Origin of the sequence: Nonomuraea sp. C10 (assembly GCF_008017515.1) — a bacterium.
In the GTDB taxonomy this organism is placed as follows: domain Bacteria; phylum Actinomycetota; class Actinomycetes; order Streptosporangiales; family Streptosporangiaceae; genus Nonomuraea; species Nonomuraea ferruginea.
This window is the reverse complement of sequence record NZ_VPFF01000001.1, coordinates 2,821,731-2,843,058: the sequence shown is the minus strand read 5'-3', so window position 1 is coordinate 2,843,058 and position 21,328 is coordinate 2,821,731. Positions and strand designations below refer to the sequence as shown.

Sequence of the window (21,328 nt, the reverse complement as noted above, 5' to 3'; positions counted from 1 at the left end):
GGCCCCTCAGCCGCCCGCGCCGCTGACGCGGTAGACGTCGTAGACGCCCTGGATGCCGCGCACGGCCTTCAGGACGTGGCCCAGGTGCTTGGGGTCGCCCATCTCGAAGGTGAACTTGCTGACGGCCACCCGGTCGCGCGAGGTGGTCACGGAGGCGCTCAGGATGTTGACGTGCTGGTCGGAAAGCGTACGGGTGACGTCGGACAGCAGCCTGGGCCGGTCGAGCGCCTCCACCTGGATGGCCACGAGGAACACGCTGTCGTCGCCGGGCGACCAGCTGACCTCCACCAGCCGGTCGGGCTGCGACCTGAGCTGCTGGATGTTGGTGCAGTCGGAGCGGTGGACCGAGACGCCGTGGCCGCGGGTGACGAAGCCGACGATCTCGTCGCCGGGCACGGGGGTGCAGCACTTCGACAACCGCACCCACACGTCGGCGTCGCCCGCCACCACCACGCCCGCGCCGCCTCCACCCCTGGGGCGGCCGCGCAGCCGGGTCGGCAGCGAGGTCTCGGCGATGTCCTCCTCGGCGCTCTCCACGCCGCCGATGGACGCCACCAGCTTCTGCACGACCGTCTGGGCGGCCGTGTGGCCCTCTCCGACGGCCGCGTACAGCGCCGACACGTCGGGGTAGCGCAGGTCACGGGCGAGCGCCAGCAGCGCCTCGCCGGACATCAGGCGCTGCAGCGGCAGGCCCTGCTTGCGCATCGCCCGGCCGATGGCCTCCTTGCCCGCCTCGATCGCGGTCTCGCGGCGCTCCTTGGAGAACCACTGCCGGATCTTGTTACGGGCGCGGCCCGACTTGACGAACTTCAGCCAGTCGCGCGAGGGCCCGGCGTCGGGCGACTTGGAGGTGAAGATCTCGACCGTGTCGCCGTTGCCCAGCCGCGACTCCAGGGGCACCAGCCGGCCGTTGACCCGGGCGCCGATGCAGCGGTGGCCCACCTCGGTGTGGACCGCGTAGGCGAAGTCGACGGGGGTGCCGCCCTCGGGCAGGGCGATGACCTGGCCCTTCGGGGTGAAGACGTAGACCTCCGACACCGACAGGTCGAACCGGAGCGACTCCAGGAACTCGCCCGGGTCGGCCGTCTCCTTCTGCCAGTCGAGGAGCTGGCGCAGCCAGGCCATGTCGCTGCCGGGCTTGACCTTGCCGACGGGGCCGGGCCCGCCGACCTCCTCCTTGTACTTCCAGTGCGCGGCCACGCCGTACTCGGCCCTGTGGTGCATGGCGTGGGTGCGGATCTGCAGCTCCACCGGCTTGCCCTCGGGACCGATCACCGTGGTGTGCAGCGATTGGTACATGTTGAACTTGGGCATCGCGATGTAGTCCTTGAACCGGCCGGGGACCGGGTTCCAGCGCGCGTGGATCGTTCCGAGCGCCGCATAGCAGTCGCGTACGGAGTCGACCAGGACTCGGATGCCCACCAGGTCGTAGATGTCGTCGAAGGCGACGTCGCGGGCGATCATCTTCTGGTAGACCGAGTAGTAGTGCTTCGGCCTGCCCTTGACCACGGCCCGGATGCGGGCCTCGCGCAGGTCGCCGGAGACCTTCTCGATGACCTCCTGCAGGAACAGGTCGCGCCGCGGCGCCCGCTCCGACACCATGCGCGCGATCTCGTCGTAGCGCTTGGGATAGAGCATGGCGAAGGCGAGATCTTCTAGCTCCCACTTGATCGTGTTCATGCCCAGGCGGTGGGCCAGCGGGGCGAAGATCTCCAGGGTCTCGCGGGACTTCTGGTGGCGCTTGTGCTCCGGCAGGTAGCGCATCGTGCGCATGTTGTGGAGCCGGTCGGCCAGCTTGATGATCAGCACCCGGATGTCGCGGGACATGGCCACGACCATCTTGCGCACGGTCTCGGCCTGGGCCGCGTCGCCGAACTTGACCTTGTCGAGCTTGGTGACGCCGTCGACCAGCGAGGCGATCGTGTCGCCGAAGTCACCGCGCAGCTCGTCGAGGCCGTAGGCGGTGTCTTCGACGGTGTCGTGCAGCAGGGCCGCGCAGAGCGTCTCGTCGTCGGTGCCGAGCTCGGCCAGGATCGTCGCCACCGCCAGCGGGTGGGTGATGTACGGGTCGCCGCTCTTGCGCTTCTGGTCGCGGTGGTGGTGAGCCGCCACCTCGTAGGCGCGCTCGATGACACGCAGGTCGGCCTTGGGGTGGGTGGCCCGGACAGTGCGGAAGAGCGGCTCCAGCACCGGATTCATGGCCCCACCCCCAAACCGCCGACGGCGCGCCGCGGGTGCGGCCGGCGCGGCATCGGCTTGCGCGGCGGCACCACTCGCGTCCGTTACGTCGGGCACGACCACATCACGGGGCACTCAGACTCCTTACGTTCGAGTCCAGATCCCCAGTGTATCCAGGCGACGCACCCGGACCGCCTCGGGTCCTCTCCTCAGACGATCAGCAGGGAGCGGGTCTCCACTCCCGTGAGGCGCTCGCGCCCCTTCAGGAAGGCGAGCTCCATCAGCACGGAGACGCCCACCACCTCGGCTCCCGTCCTGCGCACGAGCTCCACCGCCGCCGCCGCCGTGCCGCCCGTGGCCAGCACGTCGTCGACGATGAGCACCCGGTCGCCGGGCGAGAAAGCGTCGTCGTGCACCTCGATGGTCGCCGAACCGTATTCCAGATCGTAGGACTCTTCGAGCACGGCGGCAGGCAGTTTGCCCTTCTTACGCACAGGTACGAAGCCGGCACCCTCCTGGTAGGCCACCGGCGCGGCCAGGATGAAGCCGCGCGCCTCGATGCCCACGATCTTGTCGGCCTCGAACCCGTCGGCCAGGGCGTCCACCACGGCGCAGAACACGGCGTGGTCGGCGAGCAGCGGGGTGATGTCCTTGAACACCACGCCGGGCTTGGGGTAGTCGGGCACGTCCCGGATGCGGTCCAGGATCAGCGCGGTCAGGTCGCTCATGAGGTGCTCCTCGGAGGGGTCAAGGTGGGTGGCGACGTGGAGGGGTCCGCGTCCGCCGGGCTTCATGATGGCGCATCCCCGCCCCTGACGTCCCCACGGCTGCGCCCCCGCCCGGGAGGGACGGGGGCGCGTGCGGACAGGTCAGCCCTTGGCCGCGGCGGCGCGCCTGGCGCCCTTGCCGCCGCCGGTGGAGGCGAGCCTCCTGGCGATGGCCTGGTACTTCGGCTCCCGCTCCTTGAGCGTCACCAGCAGCGGCGTGGCCACGCAGATCGACGAGTAGGTGCCGACCACCATGCCGACGAACAGGGCCAACGCGAGGTCCTTCAGCGTGCCGGCGCCGAGCACGGTGGTGCCGATGAACAGGATCGCCGCCACCGGCAGGATCGCGACCAGCGACGTGTTCAGCGAGCGGATCAGCGTGTGGTTGAGCGCGTCGTTGGCGGCCATCGAGTAGGTCTGCTTCGACGTGGTGCCGAGCTTGGCCGTGACCTCCTTGATCATGTCGAACACCACGACCGCGTCGTAGAGCGAGTAACCCAGGATGGTCAGGAAGCCCAGCAGCGTCGCCGGCGTGACCTCGAACCCGGACCAGGCGTAGACGCCGGCCGTGATGACGAGGTCGTGCAGCAGCGCGACGATCGCGGCGAGCGCCATCTTCGGCTCGAACGCCATCGACAGGTAGGCGATGATCGCCACCATGAACGCGACCAGGCCCCACAGCGCCTTGGTGGAGACCTCACCGCCCCACGAGGCGCCGATCGACTGCACGTTGACCTGCTCGACGGGGGTGCCGAACTCCTTGGAGATCACGTCCTGCATCCGCAGGCTCTGGCTCTCGACGAGCGTCTCGGTGGTGACGCGGTAGCGGTCGCCGGCGGTCTGCACGATCGGCTGGTGGATGCCCTGCTCGCTGAACGTCTCGCGCACCTCCTGGACGCTGACGGTCTGCGTCGGCTGGAAGGAGAAGACCGAACCGCCCTTGAACTCGACGCCCAGGTTGAGCCCGTTCCAGAGCAGGCCGGCGAAGGAGATCACCAGCAGGATGGCGGACAGGCTGTACCACAGCCGCCACTTCCCGACGAAGTCGACGTCGATCTCGCCCCGGTAGAGGCGTCGCCCCAGTCCCATCTCAGGCCTCCCGCGGGGTGGTCTTGCGGACGGATCCGCTGGTGTCGGCCACGCTCATGCGCTCGGCGTCCAGGCCGGACAGCGGATGACCCTTGGCGAAGAACTTCAGTCTGGCCAGCAGCGCGATGAAGGGCTTGGTGAACATGAACACCACGACGACGTCGATCAGCGTGGTCAGGCCCATCGCGAAGGCGAAGCCGGCGACGCCGCCCACCGACAGCAGGTAGAGCACGATCGCGGCGATGAACATGACGGCGTCGGCGATCAGGATCGTGCGCCGGGCGCGGACCCAGGCCACTTCGACGGCCGCGCGGAGAGTCCGCCTGCCCTCCTTCATCTCGTCGCGTATGCGTTCGAAGTACACGATGAACGAGTCGGCGGTGATGCCGATGGAGACCACCAGGCCGATGATGTGCGGCAGGGAGAGCCGGAAACCGGCGTTCTGCCCCAGCACGACCACCGCGGTGTAGGTCAGGATCGAGGCGACGACGAGGCTCAGCACGGCCACGATGCCGAGGCCGCGGTAGTAGAGCAGGCAGTAGACGACCACGAGGGCCAGGCCGATGACGCCGGAGATGAGGCCGCCCTGGAGCTGGTCCTGGCCGAGCGTCGAGGAGACCGTGTCGATGGAGCTGCGCTCGAACTTCAGCGGAAGCGCGCCGTACTTGAGCTGCTCGGCGAGTTCGGTGGCGGACTGCTGGTCGAACTGGCCGGTGATCTCGGCGCGGCCGCCGGGAATCGGGCTGATGATGTTGGGAGCGGTGATGACGACGCCGTCGAGGACCACCGCGACCTTGTTGCGCGGTTCCTGCGAGTTGTAGGCGGTGGAGGTGAGCTTGCTCCACTCCTGGGCGCCGGCGCTCTTGAAGTCGAGCTGGACCACCCATTCGGTGGTGCCCTGCTGGACTCCGGCTGTGGCGGTGCTGATGTCGGTGCCGACGACCTTCGCTACGTCGAGGACGTACTTGAAGCTGCCGTTGGACTCACACGCGGCGTACTGCTTGCCGGGGTCGTCCTGGACTCCCTGGCCTCGGTTCTTCGGGTCGGTGCAGTCGAGCGCGGCGTACTGCTTGAGCACGGCCGGGTCGATGCCCTTGGTGTCGATCTGCGGGTTGGGGGTCTGAGCGTTGGGATCTGGTGCGGGCTCGTCGGTCGCTGACGGCGACGGTGTCGACTTCTTGTCCCTGTTGCCCCTGTCGCCCTGAGAGGGAGTCGGGGAAGTCGACGGCGCCGGGTCGGTCAGCGCCGACGAGAGCGCCTTCCCGGTCGGAGAGACTGACGGTGACCCCGAAGGCTGCGGCCTGGCCGACTGGCTCGGCGCGACCGACGGCGTCGACGACGGGGCCGTCGACGCCGTCGGGGAGACGTCCGGACTGGGCGCCTCGGTGGCGAGCTGTTCCTGCGCGATCGGAGTCATCTCCATCGCCAGGACCTGCCGGAAGCGGAGCTCCGCAGTGGTGGCGACCAGCTTGATGGCCTCGCTCTGCCCGACGCCCGGGATGGAGATGATGATGTTGTCGCCTGACTTGGCGACCTCGGCGTCGGAGATGCCGGTGCCGTTGACCCGGTCGCGGATGATGTTGACCGCGCGGTCGAGGATCTCCTCGGGAGGAGAGGCACCGTCCTGGGTGACCGGTGACAGTGTCACCGTCGTACCGCCGGCGAGATCGAGTCCTAGTTTCGGCGTGAACGCCTTCTGCAAGAACATCGTCCCGCCCAGGGCGAGGATGAGCGCCAGGAGCAGCAGGAGCGTTCGCCCCGGCTTGCTGTGGCTGCTGGTCGGTCGGGCCACTGGTCGTCAGTTCTTTCGGATTGGGGTCATGGGTTCAGGACTTCTTGCGGGAGTCCTGGTCGTCGTTGTGCTCCGCGCTCGTGTCACCGTCGGCCGGCTCGTCGGCGATGGGCTCGTCGGCCACCGGGTCACCCGGCGTGACGATACGGCCGATGGCGGCCTTGACCCAGCGCGTCTCGATGTTGGGCGCGATCTCGAGGACGACATCTTCATTGTCCACCGCGACGACGGTGCCGAACAGGCCTGTCGTCGTCATGACACGAGTGCCCGGCGTCAACGAGTTCTGCATCTGGATCGCCTCCTGCTGGCGCTTGCGCTGCGGGCGAATCAGCAGGAAGTAGAACACCACCACCAGAAGGATCAGCGGCGCGATGCTCATGAGTTGGTCCATCAGGGGCGACCTTCCATCGTCGTACAGTGAGTTGACACCGGCTTCCCGCCGGAAATTCCGCGGTTGCGGGCGGCGCCGCTCAGCGCATCAGCCTACACAGCCAGCCAAGCCACGGAGTGTAGGCGCTTGTTGCGAAACGCGGCAACGAGGCAGCGTTTCGGCGCGCGGGGAAGTTCCCGATTCGCAATGGTTGCAACCGATTCGTGATCAGGTGGAGGGTCCGGCACCGAACGCGTCGGGCGGTGGCGTCATGCCGAGATGCGTCCAGGCGGCGGCGGTGGCGACCCGGCCGCGCGGGGTGCGCGCGATCAGGCCCTGCCGCACCAGGAACGGCTCGGCCACCACCTCGACGGTCTCCGGCTCCTCCCCCACGGACACGGCGAGGGTGGACAGGCCGACGGGGCCGCCGCCGAACTTGCGCAGCAGCGCGCCGAGCACCGCCCGGTCGAGCCGGTCGAGCCCCTCGCCGTCGACCTCGTACAGCTCCAGAGCCCTGGCGGCCACCGCGCGGTCGACCACGCCGCCGGCGCGCACGTCGGCGTAGTCGCGCACGCGGCGCAGCAGCCGGTTGGCGATGCGGGGGGTGCCGCGCGAGCGCCTGGCGATCTCGTTGGCGGCGTCGTCGGGCAGCTCGACGGCGAGCAGCGCGGCCGAGCGGCGCAGCACCTGCTCCAGTTCGCCGGTCTCGTAGAAGTCCATGTGGGCGGTGAACCCGAACCGGTCGCGCAGCGGCGCCGGCAGCAGGCCGGCCCGGGTGGTGGCGCCGACGAGCGTGAAGGGGGCGATGTCGAGTGGGATAGCGGTGGCGCCGGGACCCTTGCCGACGACGATGTCGACGCGGAAGTCCTCCATCGCCATGTAGAGCATCTCCTCGGCGGGGCGGGCCATCCGGTGGATCTCGTCGATGAACAGCACCTCGCCGTCGCCCAGCGTCGACAGGATGGCCGCCAGGTCACCGGCCCGCTCCAGCGCGGGGCCGGAGGTGATGCGCAGCGGCGCGTTCAGCTCCGCCGCGATGATCATGGCGAGGGTCGTCTTGCCGAGCCCCGGCGACCCGTTCATCAGCACGTGGTCGGGCGGCCGCTGCCGCCGCAGCGCGCTCTCCAGCACCAGTGACAGCTGCTCGCGCACCCGGGCCTGGCCGATGAACTCCGCCAGCCGCTTGGGCCGCAGCGCCGCCTCGATCTGCCGCTCCTCGCCGTCGGCGTCGGGCGACACGAGCTCCCGCTCGAACGTCACGACACCACCTCCGCCGGGGATCGGGACGGGCCCACGCCTCCGGTGTGGCGGGTCATCGGACGCTCAGCGCCCGGAGCGCGGCCTTCAGGAGGGCGGCGATCTGCGGCGCGCGGCCGGCGGCCAGGTCGGCCTCCGCCTGGGGCTCGACGGCGGCGACGGCCTCGTCGGCGTCCTTGCCGGAGTAGCCCAGCCCGACCAGCCCCGAGTGGACCTGCTCGCGCCACAGGGTGTCCTTGCGTGAGCCGTTGAGCGCGGCGTCGACCGCCTCCGGGGAGGCGCCCAGGCGGTCTTTCAGCTCCAGGACGATGCGCTGGGCGCCCTTCTGGCCGATGCCCGGCACCTGGGTGAGCGCCTTGAGGTCGGCTCCGGCCACGGCCACGCGCAGGGCCTGCGGGGAGTGGACGGCGAGCATGGCCAGGGCGAGCTTGGGGCCGACGCCGCTGGCCGTCTGGAGCAGCTCGAAGACGGCCCGCTCGTCGTCGGTCGCGAAACCGTACAGGGTGAGCGACTCCTCGCGCACCACGAGCGAGGTGGCCAGGCGCGCCTCCTGCCCGGTCTTGAGCGTGGCGAGGGTGCCGGGCGTGCAGTGGACGAGGACGCCGACGCCGCCGACCTCGACGACGGCCGCGTCGGGGGCGACGGCGGCCACCCGGCCGGTCACGGAGGCGATCACGGCCGCACGCCCTTCCGCGAGGCGCGGGCGACGGCCTCGGCCAGGCGGTGCTGGGCGCCGCCGCGCCACACGTGGCAGATGGCCAGCGCCAGCGCGTCGGCGGCGTCGGCCGGCCTGGGCATCTCGCTCAGCCGCAGCAGCCGGGTGACCATGGCGCCGATCTGCTTCTTGTCGGCGGTGCCGCTGCCGGTGATGGCGGCCTTGACCTCGGACGGCGTGTGGAGCGCGACCGGCAGGCCGCGGCGGGCGGCGCACAGCACGGCGATGCCGGCGGCCTGGGCGGTGCCCATGACGGTGCGGACGTTGTGCTGGGCGAAGACCCGCTCGACCGCGACGGCGTCGGGGCGCACGTCGTCGAGCCACTGCTCGATGCCGGCCTCGATGCCGACGAGCCGCGCGCCCAGCTCGTCGCCGGCGGCGGTGCGGACCACCCCGACGGCCACCAGGCTGAGCGGCGCGCCCGGGCGCCCCTCGACGGCTCCCAGGCCGCACCGGGTCAGCCCCGGATCGACGCCCATCACCCGCACCGGCATGCCTCCCCGCCCCGCCGAACACTAGTTCGGCACGAGACTCTACCCCGCCCGGCCTGCTCGCGCACCGGGAAACGCCTGTCAGAAGTAGTCGAGCATGTACGGGCGAGCGGCGAACGCGGCGTCGAGCACCTCGTCGTGGCGCTCGTCGCCGGTCATGAGCCCGCCGCGCCGCAGCGTGGCGGTCGGGATGCCCGCGTACAGGGCCGAGAAGGCGTTCACGCTCAGCACGGGCGCGTCTTCCCCGGCGGCGTCCGCCTGGCCGAGCCAGGTGGCGGCGCCCGAGCCGTCCGCGAACTCCAGGCGCCACAAGCCCGCGTTGCCCGCCCGCAGCGGGTCATCCACCCGGACGACGGCGGCGGCTCCGACCGCGGCCGGATAGCCCCGGCGCGCCACCGCCTCCACCAGGTCGATGACCCGGAACATCCACCGCACCTGCTCGGTCTTCTCCTTCGACCGCTCGCGCAGCAGCCACAGCACCGGGTCGTCGGGCGCGACCACGGCCTTGACCTGCTTGGCGACCGACGAGGACGTGCCGACCAGCGACCACAGCGCCCTGGCGGTGTCGGCCGAGCCGGCGACCACGCCGTCGACCTCGATGTCCTGGCCGTCCCACCGGTAGACGACGAACCCGTCGTCGGCCAGGTAGAGGAAGTCGTCCTCCTCGGACAGCCACAGCCGCCAGATGTCCTCCCCGTACGTGATGGGGCCGCTGGCGCGGGCGGCGCCGTGCAGCCGGTGCAGCAGGGCGATGACCTCGGCGGCGTCGTCGGGCCCCATCCGGCGGAGCTTGACGTCCTTGCCTGGCGGGATGGTGCGCAGCGCCTCGGCGGGCAGGGTCATCAGGTTCTGGGCGCCCGCGTGCTCGTAGCCGAGCGACCGGTAGATGGGGGTGGTGGCGGGATAGAGCGCCGACACGGCGTCGCCGAGCGCGGCGGCCCGCTCGATCACGGCGCGCATGATGAGGCTGCCGACGCCGCGCCCGCGGTCTTCCGGGCTGACGGTCACGCCGGCGACGCCGGACATGGGCTGCGGCCTGCCGTGCCACCACTGGGTGAAGGGCCGCAGCCGGGCGGCGGCCGCCATCCGGCCGCCGTCGAAGGCGCCCAGGTAGCGGCCCGCGGCCAGGGTCGGGTGCACCAGCTTGCGGAAGGTCTCCACGTGTCCGGCGGGGATGGGGCCGAAGGCGCGCTTGCGAAGGTCGAGCACGGCGTCGAGGTCGTCGGCCGTCAGGTCACGAATGTCCACAACCGTCCAACCTAAGCATCCGGCCCGTGCTCCCGCGACCCGATATCGCGCCCGACGGTGAGGGCGAGCCGGTCCAAGTACAGCAGTTGCGCCGCGACGGCGGCGGCGAGCGCGAGCACGATCGCGATCAGCGGTGTGGCGAGACCCACGTCGGCGCCGCCGCCGGGGAACTGGCTCGACGCCATGAACTGGGCGAGCGGCGCGGTGGCCAGGTCCGGCTGCTGGGTGACCAGGAGCGGCCAGAGCAGGTCCTGGGCGTTCACCAGCGTGACGGCGACGACCAGGACGCAGGCCATCGGGAACGAGGGTCTGACGACGCCTGAGAGCAGGTCGCCGGTGTTGCGCTCGGCCAGGCCCTTGCAGAGCAGGGTGAGGATGACCAGGGCGGGCACGCTGACGAGCAGCGGTGGCACGAGGGCGGCGACGGTGTCGACGAGACCGAGGCCGCGCAGGGTGTTCCAGTTGGCGATGCTGAGCGGGCCCGCGCCGACGAACAGCCAGGGGGCGAACGGCAGCAGGAGCCACTCGCTGCGCCTGCCCAGCGGGCGCAGGCCGCCGATGCCGAGCGCGCCGAGATAGGCGACGCCGACGGAGACCAGCGCGCCGGCGAAGGCGGGCAGCCAGGTGTTCAGGTGCACGTTCCGCCCGTGGGGCGCGCCCGCCTCCGCCGGCTGGAGAAGGGCCGACAGCCAGGGCCGGCTCCACAGGAAGACGAGAACCGTCGCCACGAGCAGCGCGGCCACCCCGACGGCCATGCCCGCCGCCGAGGGCTTTCGGGCGGTGTCCGGCTTCCCGGCCCCGGTCTCGTACGGGGTGCCCGGCGCGTACGGGTTGCCCGGAGGGGGCGCGGCGCCGTACGGGACGGCCGCGCCCGGCGGCTGGCCGGACAGCCCGGTCGCGAGCCCGGCGTCCTGCGGCCGGGCCTGGAAGTACGGACTGCCTGGGCCCGCCGCGGAAGCCCGCGCGGAGTGATCCTCGTCCGGAGCGGTGGCGGGGGTCACGGTGAGGCGCATGCGGGTGGCGATCGCGAGGATGGTGGCGGCGATGCCGAGCACGCCGAGGATCACGCCCGTCAGGGTGGCGATCGCGGCTCCCATGCCCAGCCTGGCCGCCCGCCAGGTGAACGTGTACTGCAGGAGCGCGAGCGTCTGGGTGGAGTCGCGCGGCCCGCCCCCGGTCAGCACCAGCCCGAGCGTGAACAGCTGCAGCCCCGCCGCGACGGTGGCGAGCGCGACGATCCCGGCGACCGCGAGCATGGCCGGGGTGACGGTGCCGCCGCGCAGGGCGGGCAGGAACGCCAGGACGGCCAGCGCGCACACCACGCCGAAGGTGGCCGCGGCGACGATGAGCCGGAGCGTTCCCGGGGCGGTCGCCGGTTCGGCGAGGGAGCGTGCCATGGCCGTCAGGCCCTCGGCGTCCGGCCGGAGCCCGCGCAGCCAGGAGACGGCGACGGCGGCCGGCGAGAAGGTCACCAGGGACAGCGACAGCAGGATGCGCCCGGCCCGCCTGACCCAGGCGCCGCCCCGGTCGAGGGCGAGCGCCAGCAGCGGCGCGACCACCAGGGCGACGAGCAGCGGCATGATCGTCACCGACAGGGTGAAGCCGAGCGCCGGCCAGAACGAGTCGTCGCCGAGCAGCCGGCCGTAGTTGCCGAGCCCGGCGAACGCGCTCGGCCCCACGAGCCCGCCCGAGCGCAGGCTGAAGCCGATCGTCAGGACCGTGGGCAGGAGCAAGGTGATCAGCATGCCCAGCACGGCCGGCATGAGGAGCAGCCAGCCCAGCACCGGGGCCGGGGAGTCAGGAGTGCGGGAGGTCACGACGCCCGACCCTATGCCGATTCCGGCCCGCCCTGCTACGCGTCCGGGAACGCGCCGAGCGGGAACGACGGCCCCCCTGGGACGGCCCCCAGGAGGTCGCTGACGGCACACCGTGAGCCCTCGGCTACCCAGGCCGGACGACGCGCCCGCCTCCGCGCGACGGCGCGCTGAGCGCCCGCGAGGAGCAGGCTCGCGACGGCGGCCCGTCAGGCGTCGAGCTTCTCCATGACCTCGTCGGAGACGTCGAAGTTGGCGTAGACGTTCTGCACGTCGTCGCTGTCCTCGAGCGCGTCGATGAGCCGGAACACCTTCTTGGCGGCCTCCTCGTCGAGGGGCACGCTCATCGTCGGCAGGAAGCTGGAGTCGGCCGAGTCGTAGTCGATGCCGGCGTCCTGCAGCGCCTTGCGCACCGGCACCAGGTCGCCCGCCTCGCACACCACCTCGAACGACTCGCCCAGGTCGTTGACCTCCTCGGCGCCCGCGTCGAGCACGGCCATGAGCACGGTGTCCTCGTCGAGCCCGTCGCCGGGCACGATCACGACGCCCTTGCGGTTGAACATGTAGGACACCGAGCCGGGGTCGGCCAGCGAGCCGCCGTTGCGGGTCAGCGCGACCCGGACCTCCGAGGCGGCGCGGTTGCGGTTGTCGGTCAGACACTCGATGAGCACCGCGACACCGCCGGGGGCGTAGCCCTCGTACATGATGACCTGGTAGTCGGCGCCGCCGGCCTCCAGGCCGCCGCCACGCTTGCGGGCCCGCTCGATGTTGTCGTTGGGGACCGAGTTCTTCTTCGCCTTGAAGATCGCGTCGAACAGCGTGGGGTTGGCATCCGGGTCAGGCCCGCCAGTCCTGGCCGCCACCTCGATGTTCTTGATGAGCTTCGCGAACAGCTTGCCGCGCTTGGCGTCGAGCGCGGCCTTCTTGTGCTTCGTCGTCGCCCATTTGGAGTGGCCGGACATCGCCTATAGCTCCCTCACCATGTCTACGAAGTATCGGTGCACGCGCGTGTCTCCCGTCAGCTCGGGATGGAACGACGTCGCGAGCAACGGCCCCTGTCGGACCGCGACGATCCTATCCCCAGGCTCGGCCCGCCCCAGCACGTCGACTCCCGGCCCGACCGATTCGACCCAGGGGGCGCGGATGAAGACGGCGTGCACGGGGGCGCCGGCGAAGTCGAGGCCGGCCTCGAAGGAGTCGACCTGGCGGCCGAAGGCATTGCGCCTGACCACCATGTCGATGCCGCCGATCGTCTGCTGGCCGGCGACGCCGTCCTCGATGCGGTCGGCCAGCATGATCATGCCGGCGCACGAGCCGTAGGCGGGCATGCCTTCCTTGACCCGCATCCGCAGCGGTTCGAGCATGTCGAAGGTCTCGGCGAGCTTCCACATGGTGGTCGACTCGCCGCCGGGGATGACCAGGGCGTCGACGGCGTCGAGCTCGGCCGGCCGGCGCACGGGGCGGGCCTCGGCGCCCGCCTCCTGGAGCATGCGCACATGCTCACGCACGTCGCCTTGCAGAGCGAGTACCCCGATTTCGGGCACGGTCGTCCTTCCGTCAGCTTCAGGGTGTCGTCCGTTCAACACCGCACATACCTGACATCTTCCTACAGAGCCAGTTCGGCGTAGAGCGGCCGGTGATCGGAGAGCGTGACGCCGTGGCCGACGTGGCAGCGGCGGACGGCGCCGGGCGGCGCGAACACGTAGTCGAGTTTCTTGCGCCTGCCGCTGCCCAGGTGCGTCCACCGTCCGGTGCGGTCGCCGCCGCGCTGGTCGCACTCCTGGTGACGCCGGTAGGCGGGGGCGACCGCGCGGCGGCCGGCGGCGGCGCCGGTGCGGCTGTCCGGCGGCGCGGCGTTCAGGTCGCCGCCGAAGACGGCCCGGTGGCCCTCCTTGTCGGCGACGTCGAGCAGCCTTCTGATCTGTTTGGTGCGGTAGGGGGCGCCCGGCTGCCTGTCGTCGTAGGAGGTGCCGGCCGACAGGTGGGTGTTGCAGGCGTGCACGCGGATGGCCCGAACGGTGGCGCAGAGGACGGCGCGGCGTACGTACCAGGGCGGGGAGGGCAGCGGGTGGACGCGGAAGTCGGCCTCGTGGCGGGCGACGGCGACGGCGACGCTCTGCGCGCCGCGCGGGCGGCCGAGGCGGTCGGGATGGCACGGGTACGGGACGCCGGCGGAGTCCAGCAGGCTCCAGGAGCCGACCGTCCAGGCGCGGCCGGTGCGGATCTCCAGCGTGCGTTCGAGGGTGTGGGTCGCGCCGGAGCAGAACTCCTGCAGGAAGATCACGTCCGGGCGGACGGGGGCGCCGATCGCGTGCCCGCTGATGTTCCAGGCCAGCTCCTGGGCTCCGGCCCGGTAGAGGGCGCACGCCGCGTTCGTGCCCGCGCACACGTTCCAACTGAGCACCGACAACCGGACCCGCCCGTCCGCCGCGACGCCCGTGACGGTCAGGGTCAGCGTGAGGATCAGCCGTGCGACCACGAACGCATCCAACCAGATGGCCAGACTCCCGCGGATCTCGTACGAGCAGACAGCAACCCAGCCCCACCCCGGCGAAACGGAGCCTGGGAACCCCCCGGCCCCGTCACCGGGCGAGACCCGCAACTCCCGCTTTCAGGGACGACGTCACGAGCGAGGATCCGCGAATCCGCCGACACGAACGTCACGAGTGGAGTCCGGCGATCCCACCTCCTGGGAGGACCTCAGGGGCGGGGGTCTGCGATCGCCACGTTCCGGATCTGTGGGTTGCCGTCTCCGGGAGGGGAGGGCTGGGGGCGGGGTTCCGCCCCCAGGGGTCACGGGCGTTCGGTCTCCCAGCGGACGGTGTCCTCGGCCGTCATCTGGCCGCTGGAGCGGGCCGACGGGTCGAGCGGACGCAGGTAGGTCTGCTGGACGCCCGGGACCCGGTCCTCGATCACGAAGGTGGCCTTGGTGTGCGCCTCCGCACCGGGCTCGCGCACGGTCGGCACCACCTTGAAGTCGGCGGTGAGCCGCTCGCGCTCGACCCGGGTGATCACGTAGCCGCGCTGGTTGTTGTAGAACCGCAGGTGGGGGTTGATGCCCAGGAAGGGGTGCGTGGCGGGGTCGGAGTCGGCGCCGTCGCCGCAGCCCTGGTCGTCGCGGTACTGGCGGGTGTCGAGCATGTGGAAGGTGGCCATCCGGCCCCACCGCACCCGCCGGAACAGCTGCATGTCGACGCCGCGCGGGATGGAGTCACGGCGCAGCGGCATGTTCTCGTAGTAGGCGCGGAAGGCGGCCTCGCGCCGGGCGAGGAAGTCCGGCTGCGGCCGGTCGGGGCGCTCGGGGACCTCGCCGGCCCAGTTGTTGTCCACCTCGTGGTCGTCCCAGACGACCAGCCACGGCGCGGCGGCGTGCGCGGCCCGCAGGTCGGGGTCGGTCTTGTACTGGGCGTGCCGGAGCCGGTAGTCGGCGAGGGTCTCGGTCTCCGGGCCCTCGTGGTCGCGGACGTTGCCGCCGGGGGCCTCGTAGCTGTTCCTGGCGTACTCGTACTGGTAGTCGCCCAGGTGCAGGATGAGGTCGGGGTGCTCCTCGGCGAGCCTGCGGTAGGCGGTGAAGTAGCCGTGCTCGTACTGGCTGCAGGAGACGAAGGCCATCGCCAGCGGGCCGCCGTAGGAGTGCGGGTGCGGCGCGGTGCGGGCGCGCCCGACAGGCGAGACGTACGGGCCGGCGCGGAAGCGGTACCAGTAGTCGCGCCCGGCGCTGAGGCCGTCCAGCTCGACGTGCACGCTGTGGCCCCATTCCGGCGCGGCGACGGCGACGCCGGAGCGGACCAGGCGGCGGCAGCGCTCGTCGGCGTACACCTGCCAGCGCACCTGGACGGGCCGGGCCGGCATGCCGCCGAGGCCGTCCTCGGCCAGCGGCTGCGGGGCGAGCCTGGTCCAGAGCACGAAGCCGTCGCTGCCGGGGTCGCCGCAGGCGACGCCGAGGGTGAAGGGGTCGGCGTGCGGCCCGCGCGAGGCGAGGGCCCGCGTGGTCCCGGGGTCCGCGTGCGCGGCGGCGGGGACGGCGGCGGCCGCGCCGGCCGCGAGACCGGTGACGAGGAAGTGCCGGCGGTTGAGCTCGGGCATGGGAGGCTCCTGAGGAGGCGATCATGGCCAGGGGGACGTCCGTATCCTGACTGGTGATCCTGACTCCCGAGTGAACGCCGATCAACACAAAAATGGCGACATCCTTCGCGGATGTCGCCATTTTCGGAAATAAGCACCCACTGTACGGGGCACCCGCCGGACAAGATCGTCTCATCCGGCGGGCCCGGACACGGGGTGCGACGCGCCGGTTACCAGCCGCGCTCGGCCAGGCGGTGCGGCTGCGGGATCTCGTCGACGTTGATGCCGACCATGGCCTCGCCCAGGCCGCGCGAGACCTTGGCGATGACGTCGGGGTCGTCGTGGAAGGTGGTGGCCTTGACGATCGCGGCGGCCCGCTTGGCCGGGTCGCCCGACTTGAAGATGCCGGAGCCGACGAACACGCCCTCGGCGCCGAGCTGCATCATCATCGCGGCGTCGGCCGGGGTGGCGATGCCGCCCGCGGTGAACAGCACGACCGGCAGCTTGCCGGCCTTGGCCACCTCGGCGACCAGCTCGTACGGGGCCTGCAGCTCCTTGGCGGCGACGTACAGCTCGTCCTCGGGCAGCGAGGCGAGGCGCTTGAGCTCGCCGCGGATGGTGCGCATGTGGGTGACGGCGTTGGAGACGTCGCCGGTGCCGGCCTCGCCCTTGGAGCGGATCATGGCCGCGCCCTCGGTGATGCGGCGCAGGGCCTCGCCCAGGTTGGTGGCGCCGCACACGAAGGGCACCGTGAACTGCCACTTGTCGATGTGGTTGGCGTAGTCGGCCGGGGTGAGCACCTCGGACTCGTCGACGTAGTCGACGCCGAGCGACTGCAGCACCCGCGCCTCGAGGAAGTGGCCGATGCGGGCCTTGGCCATGACGGGGATCGAGACGGCGTTGACGATCCCGTCGATCATGTCGGGGTCGCTCATCCTGGAGACGCCGCCCTGCGCGCGGATGTCGGCGGGCACGCGCTCCAGGGCCATGACGGCGACCGCACCGGCGTCCTCGGCTATCTTCGCCTGCTCGGGGGTGACGACGTCCATGATGACGCCACCCTTGAGCATCTCCGCCATGCCTCGCTTGACGCGGGCGGTGCCGGTGCCGGTGGTCGACGGGGTTTCGGGCGTGCTGGTGGACAACGGTCTTCCTCACGAGCTAGGGGGGAACGGTAAGTTTTCAAACCCATCGTAGGTCCTGAGGCACTTCTCCCCCGCATGCCACCATGTCACGAATGGCGCGGAGTTTTGTACGTCACGGCGTCACGGGCTTGCGGCTGGCGAGCGCCACCCAGACCTGACCGGGCGCGAAGTTCATCGGCTCGCCGCTCTGTGTGGTGAACGTCGTGCCGCCCTCTTCGGATTCCCGCTCCCACCTCGCCTTGTACGCCTTGCCGTCGCGCAGCACGATGGCCGAGCCCTTGCCGACCGTCTTCACCAGCGGCGTGTAGCTCTGGTTGGAGTCGTGGAACTCGGAGCGCTCGGTCTTGGTGTACTGGATGACGACCGTGGACGCGCCGAGCTGGCCGCCCTCCGCCGCCACGTCCTTCTTGCCGTCCTGCCAGATCAGCCACTGCTTCTCGTCCTCCGACCAGCGGAAGGTGAAGCGCGCGGCGGGCCACTTGACGGTGTACGACGTGCGGTCGACGCCGCCCTCCGCGGGCGGATCGCCGAAGGTGAAGCCGATGTCGCCGGCCTTGCTCGCCTGGCGGGCGGCGGCCAGGAGCTTCTTGGGCCTGGCGAACAGGTTGTAGGGGGCGTAGCGGCCGGGCTCGCGGTAGTAGGCGCCGGGCACCCGGCTGTCGGAGACGTCGTGCAGCGACGCCTCGGCGATGAACGGCAGCATCTTGGTCTGCGCGCCCGAGTACGCGAACGCGGGCTCGCCGAACATGGGCGCCACGTGCAGGTCGGTGATGCGGGCGCTGCGGACCGGCCCGATCTTGGCCGGGATCTTCGAGGAGAAGACCGCGATCAGGCGGGTCAGGCCGGCCTCGACCTGCGTGACGTACACGATGTCGGCGCTCTTGAGACCCATCTGCGGCTTGCCCGCCGCGGTGTTCTCGATCTTGACGGCGAGCACCGGCTTCATCTTGTCGGCGGGCTGCCCGGTGAAGGGATGCAGGTTCTCCGGCGTCGGCTCCTCGGTCGGCGTGGCCGACTCGCTGGCCTGCGGGGCGGCGCCCCCCGCGGGCTCGTCCGACGAGCAGGCCGTGACGGGGAGCAGAACAGCCAGCCCGGCCAGCGTCACGGTGATCATCCGGGGTAGCCGCACCTGTACACTCCTCCGCTTTTGCCCAGAACGGATGGAAGCTTACCGGTCTCCCTCAAACCGGGTCATTCAGTTGCCATCGTCGCGGGCGGATTGTCATCGATCTCGAAGAATTGCGGATACTCCGTATGACCCGCCAGGCGCAGCGTGCGCGCCAGCCACCGCCGCTGCGCCGCCCGCGTGACCGCGACCGCGTTGTTGTAGAAGCGGCGCGAGTAGACCACCTTGGCCACCGCGGCGTCCAGCTCCTCCAGCAGGTCCTGGCCGCCGGGCGACTCGCCCAGCCTCTCCCTGAACCGCTCCTGGTCCGCCACCGCGCGCAGCGCCCCCGACAGGTCGCTCTCGGCGTGCTCGCGCTCCTCGGGACCGGCCATCCTGGCCTCGTGCGCGGCCGCCGCCAGCACCAGCGAGGTCGCCGGGTCGAGCAGCCGGGAGCCGGCCAGCTCCAGCACCACGGCCCGCCGCCGCACCAGCGCCGCCTCCAGCGCCTCGCGGGCCAGCTCCAGCCGGATGTGCAGCCGGTCCAGGCGGCCCGCCCGCCAGGAGATGTAGACGGCCGTGAGCACCACGACGATGCCCACGACCAGGACGATCATCGTGGGTGTCACAGGTCTTCCTCCACGCCGGCGCCGGCCGCCGTCACCGTCTCGTAGACGCGCACCACGTCACGCGCGACCGTCGACCAGTCGTACTTCATGACCGCGACCAGGGCCTCCTCGGCGAGCTTGGCCCGCCGGTCCGGCGCGTCGAGCAGCGCGCCCGCCTCGCGCGCCAGCGAGGCCGGGTCGCCGTTGGCGAACAGCGCGCCCGCCTGCCCCTCGCCGAGCACCTTGCGGAACGCCGGGATGTCGCTGGCCAGCACCGTCGCGCCGGAGGCCATGGCCTCGGCGAGGACGATGCCGAAGCTCTCGCCGCGGGTGTTGGGCGCGCAGAACACGTCGACCGAGTGGTAGGCACGGATCTTGTCGGCCTCGCTCACCATGCCGAGCACGGTCACCCGGTCGCGGAACTCCTTGCGCACCCGGTCGTAGACGTCGCCGGTGTCGCCGGGCCCGGCGATCAGCAGCTTGACGTCAGGCCGCTCGGCGGCCAGCAGGTTGAAGGCGTCGAGCAGGATCGGCAGGCCCTTGCGCTCCTCGTCCATGCGGCCGAGGAAGCCGATCGTGGCGCCGCCGGGCCCCCAGCCGTCGAGCGGCTCGGCGTCGGTGTAGCGGCTGACGGTCACGCCGTTGGGGATCACCACGGTGTCGCCGCCGAACTGCTCGACCAGGCTTTTGCGGGCGGCGTCGGAGACCGCGATGCGGCCGCTCAGCTTCTCCAGCGCGCTCTGCAGCAGCGGCTCGGCCATCGCGATCGCCCGGGAGCGGGTGAAGGAGGCGTGGAAGGTGGCCACGATCGGTCCCTTCGCCGCCCAGCAGGCCAGCACGCCCAGGCTGGGGATCAGCGGCTCGTGGATGTGGAGCACGTCGAAACGGCCGTTGCGCACCCAGCGGCGCACCCGGGCGGCCGACAGGAAGCCGAACGACATCCGGGCCACCGACCCGTTGTAGGGCACCGGCACCGCGCGGCCGGCGCCCGTCACGTAGCCGGGGAGCTCGTCGTCGTCACTGGCAGGCGCGATGACGGAGACCTCGTGGTCCTGCGCCATGAGCGCCTGGGCCAGGTCGTCGACGTGCTGCTTGACACCGCCGGGCACGTCCCACGAGTAGGGGCAGACGATGCCGATCCTCACCGCGGGTCGTCCAGCCACAGGCGCTGCAGCATGTGCCAGTCTTCGGGGTGTTCGGCGATGCCCTTCTCGAAGACGTCTGCCAGGCCCTGCGCCACGGCCGCGACCTTCTCCTGGCGGGTGCCCTCCTCGGGCACCGGCACCTCCTCGTGGATGTGGATGCCCCAGTCGGCGCCGTCGAAGTAGACGACGGCGGGCAGCAGCGCGGCACCGGTCTGCACGGCCAGCAGCGGCGGGCCGGCAGGCACCTTGGTGGCCGCGCCGAAGAACTGCACCTCGACGCCGCTCTTGGTCAGGTCGCGCTCGGCCGGCAGGCACACCACGCCGCCCTTGCGCACCCGGGAGGCGAGGGTGCCGAAGTTGTGGCCGTCGCCGCCGGTCAGCGGCAGCACCTCCATGCCCAGCCCCTCGCGGAAGCGCACGTAGCGGCGGAACAGCGACTCGGGCCGCAGCCGCTCCGCCACGGTGGTGAACGGATGGCCGACGCCGACCAGCCAGGCGCCCGCGGCGTCCCAGTTGCCCATGTGGGGCAGCGCCAGCACCACGCCGCGGCCCGCGGCGACGTTGCCGTGGACGTGTTCGGCGCCGACCACGTGGGTGCGCCGGACGATCTCCGCGCGGTCGATGGAGGGCAGCCGGAAGATCTCGTGGAAGTAGCGGAAGTAGGACCGCATGCCGGCCCTGGTGAGCTCGCCGAGCTCGCTGCTGCCGGGCCGCAGCCCGGTCACCCTGGCCAGGTTGGCCTCCAGGCGGCGCACCGACCTGCCGCGCCGCCGCCACACCCGGTCGGCCAGGAACCCGAACGCCGCGGCCGTCGGGCGTTCGGGCAGGTAGGGGACCAGCGTCCAGCCCGCCGCGAACCCCGCGGCGACGACGCGATCGGTGACTGACGGCTTGCCGCTCATCGCTCCCTCGTCTGCCGGTAGACATGGACCACGCGCTGTACAACGGTGACGGCTCCGGCCGCCGCGAGCAACCACATGCCGGCCGCCAGCAGGTAGGGCACCCCCAGCCCGGAGAAGCAGGCGGCGACCAGGACCACCACCAGCCGCTCGGGACGCTCGGCCAGCCCCACGTCGCAGGTCAGCCCGAGCCCTTCGGCCCGCGCCTTCGCGTAGGACACCAGCAGGCCCGCCACCAGGGCGAACAGCGTCACTCCCGCCAGCAGGGCGTCACCGTCGGCGATGAAGTAGAGGATCAGCCCGGAGAAGATGGCCGCGTCGGCGACCCGGTCGAGCGTGGAGTCGAGGAACGCCCCCCACGTGCTGCCCCCTCCCCCGCCGAGCCGCGCCACCACGCCGTCGAGCAGGTCGAACAGCACGAACACGGTGATCACCAGGGCGCCGGCGGTGAGCAGGCCCATGGGGAAGAAGAACAGGGCGGAGACCACCGTGCCGAGAGTGCCGATCGCCGTGACGGCGTCCGGGCCGATCCCGCGGCGGACCAGTGCCCTGCCCAACGGGGTGAGTAGCCGGGTCACGGCCGGGCGCAGGAGTTTCAGCATCGCGATGTCGATCGTAGGCCATCCCGGCACCGGCCACT

At 71.5% G+C, this 21,328-nt stretch carries 20 protein-coding genes; all 20 read right to left on the bottom strand.

Annotated elements, in window-relative coordinates; translation table 11 throughout:
* Positions 1 to 6 precede the first annotated feature (6 nt).
* Positions 7 to 2,199: a bifunctional (p)ppGpp synthetase/guanosine-3',5'-bis(diphosphate) 3'-pyrophosphohydrolase gene (locus FR742_RS12935; RefSeq protein ID WP_148031193.1), complete on the bottom strand. Its 2,193-nt coding sequence runs from the start codon at positions 2,197 to 2,199 to the stop codon at positions 7 to 9.
* Between the two features lie 188 nt (positions 2,200 to 2,387).
* Positions 2,388 to 2,906 (bottom strand): adenine phosphoribosyltransferase, encoded by a 519-nt coding sequence (locus tag FR742_RS12930; RefSeq protein ID WP_148031192.1) that lies wholly within the window; start codon positions 2,904 to 2,906, stop codon positions 2,388 to 2,390.
* Positions 2,907 to 3,047: 141 nt separating this feature from the next.
* Positions 3,048 to 4,034, bottom strand: coding sequence for a protein translocase subunit SecF (gene secF, locus FR742_RS12925; RefSeq protein ID WP_148031191.1), 987 nt, complete (start codon positions 4,032 to 4,034; stop codon positions 3,048 to 3,050).
* A 1-nt stretch (position 4,035) separates the two neighbouring features.
* Positions 4,036 to 5,826 (bottom strand): protein translocase subunit SecD, encoded by a 1,791-nt coding sequence (secD, locus tag FR742_RS12920; RefSeq protein WP_261808501.1) that lies wholly within the window; start codon positions 5,824 to 5,826, stop codon positions 4,036 to 4,038.
* 34 nt (positions 5,827 to 5,860) lie between these two features.
* Entirely contained in the window at positions 5,861 to 6,205 is a 345-nt protein-coding gene (yajC, locus tag FR742_RS12915; protein WP_246639244.1) for a preprotein translocase subunit YajC, read from the bottom strand.
* Between the two features lie 219 nt (positions 6,206 to 6,424).
* Complete coding sequence (ruvB, locus tag FR742_RS12910; protein WP_148031189.1) at positions 6,425 to 7,456, bottom strand: Holliday junction branch migration DNA helicase RuvB; 1,032 nt, start codon at positions 7,454 to 7,456, stop codon at positions 6,425 to 6,427.
* A 52-nt stretch (positions 7,457 to 7,508) separates the two neighbouring features.
* Positions 7,509 to 8,129, bottom strand: coding sequence for a Holliday junction branch migration protein RuvA (gene ruvA, locus FR742_RS12905; RefSeq protein ID WP_148031188.1), 621 nt, complete (start codon positions 8,127 to 8,129; stop codon positions 7,509 to 7,511).
* Positions 8,126 to 8,656: a crossover junction endodeoxyribonuclease RuvC gene (gene ruvC / locus FR742_RS12900; RefSeq protein WP_148034510.1), complete on the bottom strand. Its 531-nt coding sequence runs from the start codon at positions 8,654 to 8,656 to the stop codon at positions 8,126 to 8,128. The genes ruvA and ruvC overlap by 4 nt, the downstream gene beginning before the upstream one ends.
* A gap of 84 nt (positions 8,657 to 8,740) precedes the next feature.
* On the bottom strand, positions 8,741 to 9,907 hold the full coding sequence (gene eis / locus FR742_RS12895) for an enhanced intracellular survival protein Eis (protein WP_261808500.1): 1,167 nt from the start codon (positions 9,905 to 9,907) through the stop codon (positions 8,741 to 8,743).
* A gap of 11 nt (positions 9,908 to 9,918) precedes the next feature.
* Complete coding sequence (locus FR742_RS12890) at positions 9,919 to 11,724, bottom strand: carbohydrate ABC transporter permease (RefSeq protein WP_148031187.1); 1,806 nt, start codon at positions 11,722 to 11,724, stop codon at positions 9,919 to 9,921.
* Between the two features lie 206 nt (positions 11,725 to 11,930).
* Positions 11,931 to 12,683: a YebC/PmpR family DNA-binding transcriptional regulator gene (locus FR742_RS12885; protein ID WP_148031186.1), complete on the bottom strand. Its 753-nt coding sequence runs from the start codon at positions 12,681 to 12,683 to the stop codon at positions 11,931 to 11,933.
* A 3-nt stretch (positions 12,684 to 12,686) separates the two neighbouring features.
* Positions 12,687 to 13,265, bottom strand: a complete 579-nt coding sequence (gene pdxT / locus FR742_RS12880; RefSeq protein ID WP_148031185.1) for a pyridoxal 5'-phosphate synthase glutaminase subunit PdxT — start codon at positions 13,263 to 13,265, stop codon at positions 12,687 to 12,689.
* Positions 13,266 to 13,327: 62 nt separating this feature from the next.
* Entirely contained in the window at positions 13,328 to 14,200 is an 873-nt protein-coding gene (locus tag FR742_RS12875) for an endonuclease/exonuclease/phosphatase family protein (protein ID WP_187281129.1), read from the bottom strand.
* Between the two features lie 314 nt (positions 14,201 to 14,514).
* Positions 14,515 to 15,807, bottom strand: coding sequence for an alkaline phosphatase (locus tag FR742_RS12870; protein WP_148031183.1), 1,293 nt, complete (start codon positions 15,805 to 15,807; stop codon positions 14,515 to 14,517).
* A gap of 209 nt (positions 15,808 to 16,016) precedes the next feature.
* Positions 16,017 to 16,931, bottom strand: coding sequence for a pyridoxal 5'-phosphate synthase lyase subunit PdxS (gene pdxS, locus FR742_RS12865; protein ID WP_148031182.1), 915 nt, complete (start codon positions 16,929 to 16,931; stop codon positions 16,017 to 16,019).
* 112 nt (positions 16,932 to 17,043) lie between these two features.
* Entirely contained in the window at positions 17,044 to 18,060 is a 1,017-nt protein-coding gene (locus FR742_RS12860; RefSeq protein ID WP_261808499.1) for a DUF3048 domain-containing protein, read from the bottom strand.
* A gap of 62 nt (positions 18,061 to 18,122) precedes the next feature.
* The gene (locus FR742_RS12855; protein ID WP_222709133.1) at positions 18,123 to 18,653 is read right to left on the bottom strand and encodes a hypothetical protein; all 531 of its coding nucleotides are present in this window, start codon (positions 18,651 to 18,653) and stop codon (positions 18,123 to 18,125) included.
* An 8-nt stretch (positions 18,654 to 18,661) separates the two neighbouring features.
* The gene (locus tag FR742_RS12850) at positions 18,662 to 19,789 is read right to left on the bottom strand and encodes a glycosyltransferase family 4 protein (RefSeq protein WP_148031180.1); all 1,128 of its coding nucleotides are present in this window, start codon (positions 19,787 to 19,789) and stop codon (positions 18,662 to 18,664) included.
* Complete coding sequence (locus tag FR742_RS12845) at positions 19,786 to 20,691, bottom strand: phosphatidylinositol mannoside acyltransferase (RefSeq protein WP_148031179.1); 906 nt, start codon at positions 20,689 to 20,691, stop codon at positions 19,786 to 19,788. The genes FR742_RS12850 and FR742_RS12845 overlap by 4 nt, the downstream gene beginning before the upstream one ends.
* Positions 20,688 to 21,290: a phosphatidylinositol phosphate synthase gene (gene pgsA, locus FR742_RS12840; protein WP_148031178.1), complete on the bottom strand. Its 603-nt coding sequence runs from the start codon at positions 21,288 to 21,290 to the stop codon at positions 20,688 to 20,690. Before pgsA ends, FR742_RS12845 begins: the two co-directional genes overlap by 4 nt.
* Between the last annotated feature and the right edge of the window lie 38 nt (positions 21,291 to 21,328).